We start from the raw sequence: 6,168 nt of genomic DNA, 5'->3' as shown, positions 1-6,168 counted from the left end.
CCGGCGCGGCCGGCGCCCGGCTGCTGCCCCGGCAAGAACAAGGAGCACCCCGAGCAGGGCGATGCCTGTCCCTGCGGCGGCCAGCCAGACCGGGATGGTGGCGGCAGGCAGCCCGGCCAGCCACCGTCCTGTTTCCCCGGGGGACGCCAGCAGTGCGGGAACCCCGGCCACCATCAGGACTGCTTCCAGGGCCAGCCAGAGGCATAGAGCCAGGAGGACCGTTCCGGCCAGGACCGAGACTGCGGCCCGGGACGAGTGGGTCTCCCGCCGCACCATGCGGCGGATCAGCCGTTCGTTGTTCATGCCGGCCTCCTTTCCTGGTGGTGTTCATGGCGCGCACCCGTCTGGTGGGGTTCCGTTTGGACACCGCCGGGTCGCGCACCCGTCTGGTGGGGACCGCCGTCGACCCTGCTGGGACGGTGCGGCTGCCGGGCGCCGGTGAGCGTGATGTCCACCGTTCCCATCATTAACCCGCTGAGGTCGGCGCCCCGGCGCAGGATGGTGTCCCGCGCCGCCCGCGTCTGCTCGAACAGCGTGCCCGCTGCTGCCGGTGTGCCCGCGCCGGGGCCCGGCAGCAGCGGCGGGAGGGGAAGCATCACCGAGATGGCGGCCCCCAATGTGCCACCGTCATCCCGGAGACCTGCCTCAACGTTTTTCCCTGGGACGCCGAAAGCATCAGCCGCAACCGTCTCCAGGGTGTGCCGGAGGGCCGCAGGCGAGATCCGGTTGTAGCCCCTCCGAGTCATAGGGAGGAGCGCTTGCCACGGAGGGCGTCCATGACTGCGCCGACGTCCAGCGTGCCCTGGGCGGCCCGGCCAAGTACCGCGCCGGTCCCCATGAACAGGGCGGTGAGCAGGAAGCCCCAGAATCCGAAGGCCAGGGCCGCCAGGGCCAGGACAGCCCCGGCGGCGGTGCCCGTTACTGCCGGGCTCACGCGACCCTCGGCTCCTGGTCGGCGTCTTCCTCGGCATCGTCGGAGGGGACGTGGATGTCGGTGATGGTGATGTTAACCTCGGTCACCTCCATGCCCACGAGGTCCTCGATTGCCGTGTAGACGGCGTCCCGGGCGCGGTCCGCCACGTCCTGGAGGGGGTGCGGGTATTCGACCACCAGGGTGACGTCAACGGCCACCTGGGTCTGGCCCACTTCAACGCTGACGCCCTGGGTCAGGTCCTTCTGGCCCACTTTTTCCCGGAGCGTGCCCAATGCACGGGCTGCTCCGCCGCCGAGGGCGTGGACGCCGTCGATCTCCTGGATGGCGATGCCGGCGATCTTCGCCACCACGCCGTCGTCAACGGTGGTGGCGCCGCGGCCGTCCTTGCCCTTGGGCTGGGCGGGGGCGGCCACCCCGGCCGACGGGGTCTTGGCGGCGACAGTTGCGGGGGTCTGCGTCTGGGTAGTCAAAGCGATCACTCCTCTTTGTTGAACCTGCGCTGTTGTGCGCCTGTGCAGATAAGACGCAGCCGGGCCGCCAAACCTCACGCAGAAAGGTATGTGAGCTGCGCCACACTTCCGCGGGGTGTTTCCGACGGCAGAGGGGGCGCGGTGCCGCACTGGCGGACGACGGCGGTGGGCGGGTGTGGCGGCGGCGCTCGCCATGGGTGCCCCGGCCCAACTAGGTAGCGCTAAGTGTCGTTTTGGGGCCCCATAACGACACTTAGCGCTACCTAGTTGGGAGTTCGGGGCTGGCTGAAGCCTTGTGCGATGGGCGGGCACTGTGCGTAGGATCTATATAGTAACCATGCTTACTATCTCGACATGCCGGGATCTGACGGTGCCTCCGGGGCCTGGATGATCCCGCAGCGGGACCACGGAACATCAACGAAAGGACCACCGTCATGAAAAGACTGTTCTTGTTCTTCCTGCCCACCATCATCAGCAAGGTGCAGAAAGCCCGTAAGGCAAAGCAGCTCCGCGCCGGCCAGCAGACGCAGCCTCCGCGCAACCGCTTCTAGCGGCATACCTGGCGCCTTCTTTCATCAGTGCGGCCCGCCCTCCGGCTCCGGAGGGTGGGCCGCACTGCTTTTCCGGCGTCGTGGTCCGCGCATTGCTGTCCCTTTCCGCGAAAAGACCAAGCCCTAAACATCAGGGAATGATCATCCGGGGGACACCTGCAGTCCACCTTGCGGCGCCATTCTGGAGACAGGACAAGGCAAGGCAAAGTGGAAGGAACGGGCAATGGATATGCCAACCACAGAGGCCGTGATCGCGGTCCTCGTCGCAATCTTCGTCGCGGTCCCGCCGCTGGCTATCGTCGCCTTCGCAGCCGCCCGCGCCACTCCAAGCCAGCTGGCAGAAATGCTCACGGCGCGGGACAGCCACTCAGCATGACAAACGGTGATGGCATTGTTGTCGGATCACACGAACTGGTTTCGGGAGATGCCGTGGAAGCGTACTCCGGCGACGGGCTGGTCCATCGCGGGCCGGTGGTGGACGCCATCCCTGATTGCGGGTTGCTGTGGATTCTGGACACGTTGACTGGTTCCCGGCAGCTCATCGACATGTCAGAATTCGACGTTCTCCGTATTCCCTCCCCAACCGTCAAGCCGGGGATTGGACGCTTCCTGCCTAAGGGCCGCCGGCAGGCAGGTGGCCGTATTCCATCGTGCGGCTGGCGTGAGGTGTCTCCGCGAAGGTAGCGACTGAGGCAGCGAAGTCTTCCGGAAGACCAAGACCGGCGGGACTGAGGTCCTCAAGACTCCACAGTGCCCGCCCGGGAGGTCCCGTAAGCCCGGAGGGGGTTGACCCGGACACATCAACCAGGGAGGGGGCCTTTGCCAGGCCCGTACCGAGTGCCTTGAGGACGGCCTCCTTGCGGACCCAAAGACGGGTCTGGAACCTGGTTTTCAGCGCCGGGGGCACTTTTTCCAGCTGGCCGCGCTCGTTCTCGGTCATCGCAAGCGACGGGAATCCCTCAAAGTCTGCTGCGGACCCGTTCTCGATGTCCACCCCAATACCGGCGATCCGGTCATCCAGGGCAGCGGCAACCACGCACCAGCTCCCGGACCTGCTGAGGCTGACACGAAGAAGGCCGGGACGGGAAGGGAGCCGATACCGGGGGATCCCGTGTCCCTGTCCGCTGCTGCAGGTGGGACAGAAATAGTCCGCTTCGAGCGACCCGGGGCTGTCTCCGGTCAGCGCACTGATGTGGAGGCGCAACGCTATGCGGCCGGCCAGGAAGGCATCCCGCAGGGAGGGGGAGCGGAACGTCGACGCCCTGGCCAGCTCCGCTTCTTCCAGGACATGCGACAGGCCCAGGTCCACTCCGGACAACCGTACGGCTGCCAGTGAGAGGCCTTGAACTGTCGCTGTCACGGGAGCGGGAGTGGGGGCAGCGCTGACTGGTAGAGCCAGGGGTCCAACACAGCGCGCGCGTCGAATCCGGGCAGTTCGATGCATGCCTGGTTGGCGGTTTCCACGAAATCAGCAGTTGTGACGCCGCCAAAGCGGTACCGGTGCGTCCAGGTTCTGAGGAGCTCGAAGAACAGCACATCGCCGGTGGCACGCCGCAGGGCATGGAGGGCAAGGGCGCCGCGTTTGTAGACCCGGTCATCGAACATCAGCTCCGGTGAGGGGTCGCCCACCATCAGGTCCTGCGCCTGCGATGCGAGGAGCTGCCAGGCGCCCTGGGCCCGTTGCTGCGCCGTGGCGTTCCCGGAGGCCTCGGACCAGATCCACTCGGCGTAGCAGGCGAATCCCTCGTGCAGCCAGATGTCGGCCCAGGCGGTGGCGGTCAGGGAGTTTCCAAACCACTGATGGGCAAGCTCATGGGCAATAAGCCGCTGGTCCTCCCACTGCTGGGTGAGATGGTTGGGGCCGAACACGGACAGCGACTGGGCTTCCAGGGGGATCTCGAGGGCATCATCCGCCACCACCACGGTGTAACCGGCAAACGGGTACGGGCCAAAGCAGGTCTCGAAGGCCTCCATCATCTGCCCCTGCCGGGCGAGGGCGGCAGTGGCGGTGGCCATGAGTGCCCGGGGTGCCGCAACGAACTGCGGGACCTGACGCCGGCCGCCGTCGTCCGCGGTGCCCGCGCGGTGCGCCGGGAAAGAGGGCTGGAAGGCCAGTGGAAGAAGCTCGTAGCGGCCGATCTGCACCGTGGCCAAATAGGTGGCCATGGGCTCGGGCTGTTCAAAAACCCAGGTTTCACGGCTGGCCTTGGCGTGGCGAGAGACCAGCACACCGTTGCAGACCACCCTGTAGTTGGCCTCCGTGGTGATGGTGTACCCAAAGCTGGCTTTCTGGCTGGGGTGGTCGTTGCAGGGAAACCAGGACGGCGCGCCGGTGGGCTGCCCGGCCACAAGCACCCCGTCGGTGAGCTCTTCCCAGCCCACTTCGCCCCAGTTGCCGCGCAGCGGACCCGGGGTGCCCTCGTAGCGGATGTCCAGGCTGAAGTCGCTGCCGGCTGCCACCGGGCGGGCGGGGACGATAAAGAGCTGGTGTCCCCGCTGGCTGAATTTCTGCACGCGCTGCCCGTCCAGCTGAACCTTCAGCACCCGCAGTCCCGCCAGGTTCAGGGTTATGGTGGCCAGCTCCACGTGGGAGCGTGCTGTGATGGCGGTGTGGCCGGAAAGCCTGTTGGTGGAGACTCGGTAATCGAGGTACAGCTCGTAGCGGGACACCCCGTAGTCTGCGGATCCGTGCCCCGGCGTGTAGGGGTCCGGCAGCGGACGGCAGGGGACTGCCGTCTGCGACCCGCCTGGTAGGTGCTCCTGGTGTGCGGTCACTGTGGCTGGGCCTCTCGGGCGGGAACGGCGGCGGCCGGGGATGTCCATGGGCTGACCGGATTCCCGATCCAGTAGCTGGCCGCCGGAACGGTCTCGCCACGCATCACAAGGGATGCCGGACCCACTGTACCGCCGGCACCAATCCGGGCGGCGGGCAGGATGACTCCGTGCGGGCCCATGGTTGCCCCGGCCTCAAGCGTAACGGTGTCGATGCTCATCACCCGGTCGTGGAAGAGGTGCGTCTGGATGACGCAGCCGCGGTTGACGGTGGAGTTTTCACCCAGCGTGACCAGGTCCGCCTCGGGCAGCCAGTAGCTTTCGCACCAGGCGCCGGAGCCGATCTTGGCACCAAGGCCACGCAGCCACCACACCAGAGCAGGGGTTCCGGCCGCAGCGCGCGCGAACCAGGGCGCGGTGACCATCTCGATGAACGTATCCACCACCTCGTTGCGCCAGATGAACGAACTCCACAGGGGGTGCTCCCGCGCATCGATCTTCCCCACTAGGAGCCACTTGGCCGCTACCGAGCTTGCCGCGGCCACAGCCCCGGCCGCCAGCACCACGGGCGCCCCGAGCACGGCAGCGGCGGCGTAGCCAGCCGTGCCGGCTACCCAGTCCAGGACCGCAAGGAGGGCGACGGCGATGGCCGCGGTGAGGATGACAGGCACAGCGCGGCACAGTTCCCAGCAACTGCGGTAGATCTTCAGCCTCAGGGGAGGGTCATAGGTCAGGCTCTGGTCAGCCTCCATCCGTGCGCGGCGGAGGCGCACCGGCGGGCTGCCCAGCCAGGACGTCCCCGATTTCGCTTTCGCCGGCGTCGCGGACAGCACAGCCACCAGCGAGTTCTTGGGCACGCTGCGGCCCGCCCCGGTCATGCCCGAATTCCCCAGGAACGCCCGTTTTCCGATCTTCGCTGGAGCGATCCTCATCCAGCCGCCGCCGAGCTCGTAGGAGGCAATCATGGTGTCATCGGCCAGGAAAGCGCCGTCGCCCACGGTCGTCATGGAAGGCAGCAGAAGTACGGTGGACGCCTCAACGTTGCGGCCCACTTTCGCCCCCAGCAGCCGCAGCCAGACCGGTGTGAACAGGCTTGCGTAGAGGGGAAAGAGCAGGTCCCGGGCCATGTCCAGGACACGTTCGGTGGCCCACACCCGCCAGCCGGTAAAGCTGCGGACGCGGTAGTGGCCTTCGCGAAGTCCCAGGCCAAGCAAACGGACGACGGCGGCCGTCAGGGCCATGTTGGACAGGAACCAGACGACGGCGGCAGCAGGGACAGCCCACAGCAGCACCGGCCACGAGGAGAACAGGGTGCCCTGGCCGCGGAGGGCGGCGATCACCGGGAGGGCGCCGAGCGCTGCGGAGACGAAGGGGATGAGCGCCAGGGCTGCCGCGGCGAGCGCGTAGGCGCCAAACGCGAGCACCGACTTCAGCCCGGACG

General features: G+C 67.3%; 7 protein-coding genes and 1 pseudogene. 1 reads left to right on the top strand and 7 read right to left on the bottom strand.

The window, feature by feature from the left end; all coding sequences use genetic code 11:
• The 4 genes and pseudogenes from ACKAE7_RS20150 to ACKAE7_RS20135 form a co-directional block, all read right to left on the bottom strand.
• A pseudogene (locus tag ACKAE7_RS20150) lies at positions 1–303 on the bottom strand (hypothetical protein); the annotation flags it as partial.
• Positions 300–746: a hypothetical protein gene (locus tag ACKAE7_RS20145; RefSeq protein WP_408980121.1), complete on the bottom strand. Its 447-nt coding sequence runs from the start codon at positions 744–746 to the stop codon at positions 300–302. The pseudogene ACKAE7_RS20150 and the gene ACKAE7_RS20145, both read right to left, overlap by 4 nt.
• Positions 743–934, bottom strand: coding sequence for a DUF2273 domain-containing protein (locus ACKAE7_RS20140; RefSeq protein WP_188813382.1), 192 nt, complete (start codon positions 932–934; stop codon positions 743–745). The genes ACKAE7_RS20145 and ACKAE7_RS20140 overlap by 4 nt, the downstream gene beginning before the upstream one ends.
• Positions 931–1,404, bottom strand: coding sequence for an Asp23/Gls24 family envelope stress response protein (locus ACKAE7_RS20135; protein WP_190613297.1), 474 nt, complete (start codon positions 1,402–1,404; stop codon positions 931–933). Before ACKAE7_RS20135 ends, ACKAE7_RS20140 begins: the two co-directional genes overlap by 4 nt.
• A gap of 780 nt (positions 1,405–2,184) precedes the next feature.
• Between ACKAE7_RS20135 and ACKAE7_RS20130 the strand changes: the two genes are divergently transcribed.
• Positions 2,185–2,331: a hypothetical protein gene (locus ACKAE7_RS20130; protein WP_188727048.1), complete on the top strand. Its 147-nt coding sequence runs from the start codon at positions 2,185–2,187 to the stop codon at positions 2,329–2,331.
• Positions 2,332–2,568: 237 nt separating this feature from the next.
• Here the strand turns inward: ACKAE7_RS20130 and ACKAE7_RS20125 are convergent, their stop codons facing one another.
• From ACKAE7_RS20125 to ACKAE7_RS20115, 3 genes are all read right to left on the bottom strand, one after another.
• On the bottom strand, positions 2,569–3,315 hold the full coding sequence (locus ACKAE7_RS20125) for a 4'-phosphopantetheinyl transferase superfamily protein (protein WP_190613298.1): 747 nt from the start codon (positions 3,313–3,315) through the stop codon (positions 2,569–2,571).
• Positions 3,312–4,670 (bottom strand): M1 family metallopeptidase, encoded by a 1,359-nt coding sequence (locus ACKAE7_RS20120; RefSeq protein WP_321201493.1) that lies wholly within the window; start codon positions 4,668–4,670, stop codon positions 3,312–3,314. The genes ACKAE7_RS20125 and ACKAE7_RS20120 overlap by 4 nt, the downstream gene beginning before the upstream one ends.
• A 56-nt stretch (positions 4,671–4,726) precedes the next feature.
• A partial coding sequence (locus ACKAE7_RS20115) for a Pls/PosA family non-ribosomal peptide synthetase (protein WP_408980120.1) occupies positions 4,727–6,168 on the bottom strand: 1,442 nt, incomplete at its 5' end.

This window comes from Pseudarthrobacter sp. NKDBFgelt (assembly GCF_046097905.1).
Classification (GTDB): domain Bacteria; phylum Actinomycetota; class Actinomycetes; order Actinomycetales; family Micrococcaceae; genus Arthrobacter; species Arthrobacter polychromogenes.
This window is presented reverse-complemented; position numbering and strand designations above follow the sequence as displayed.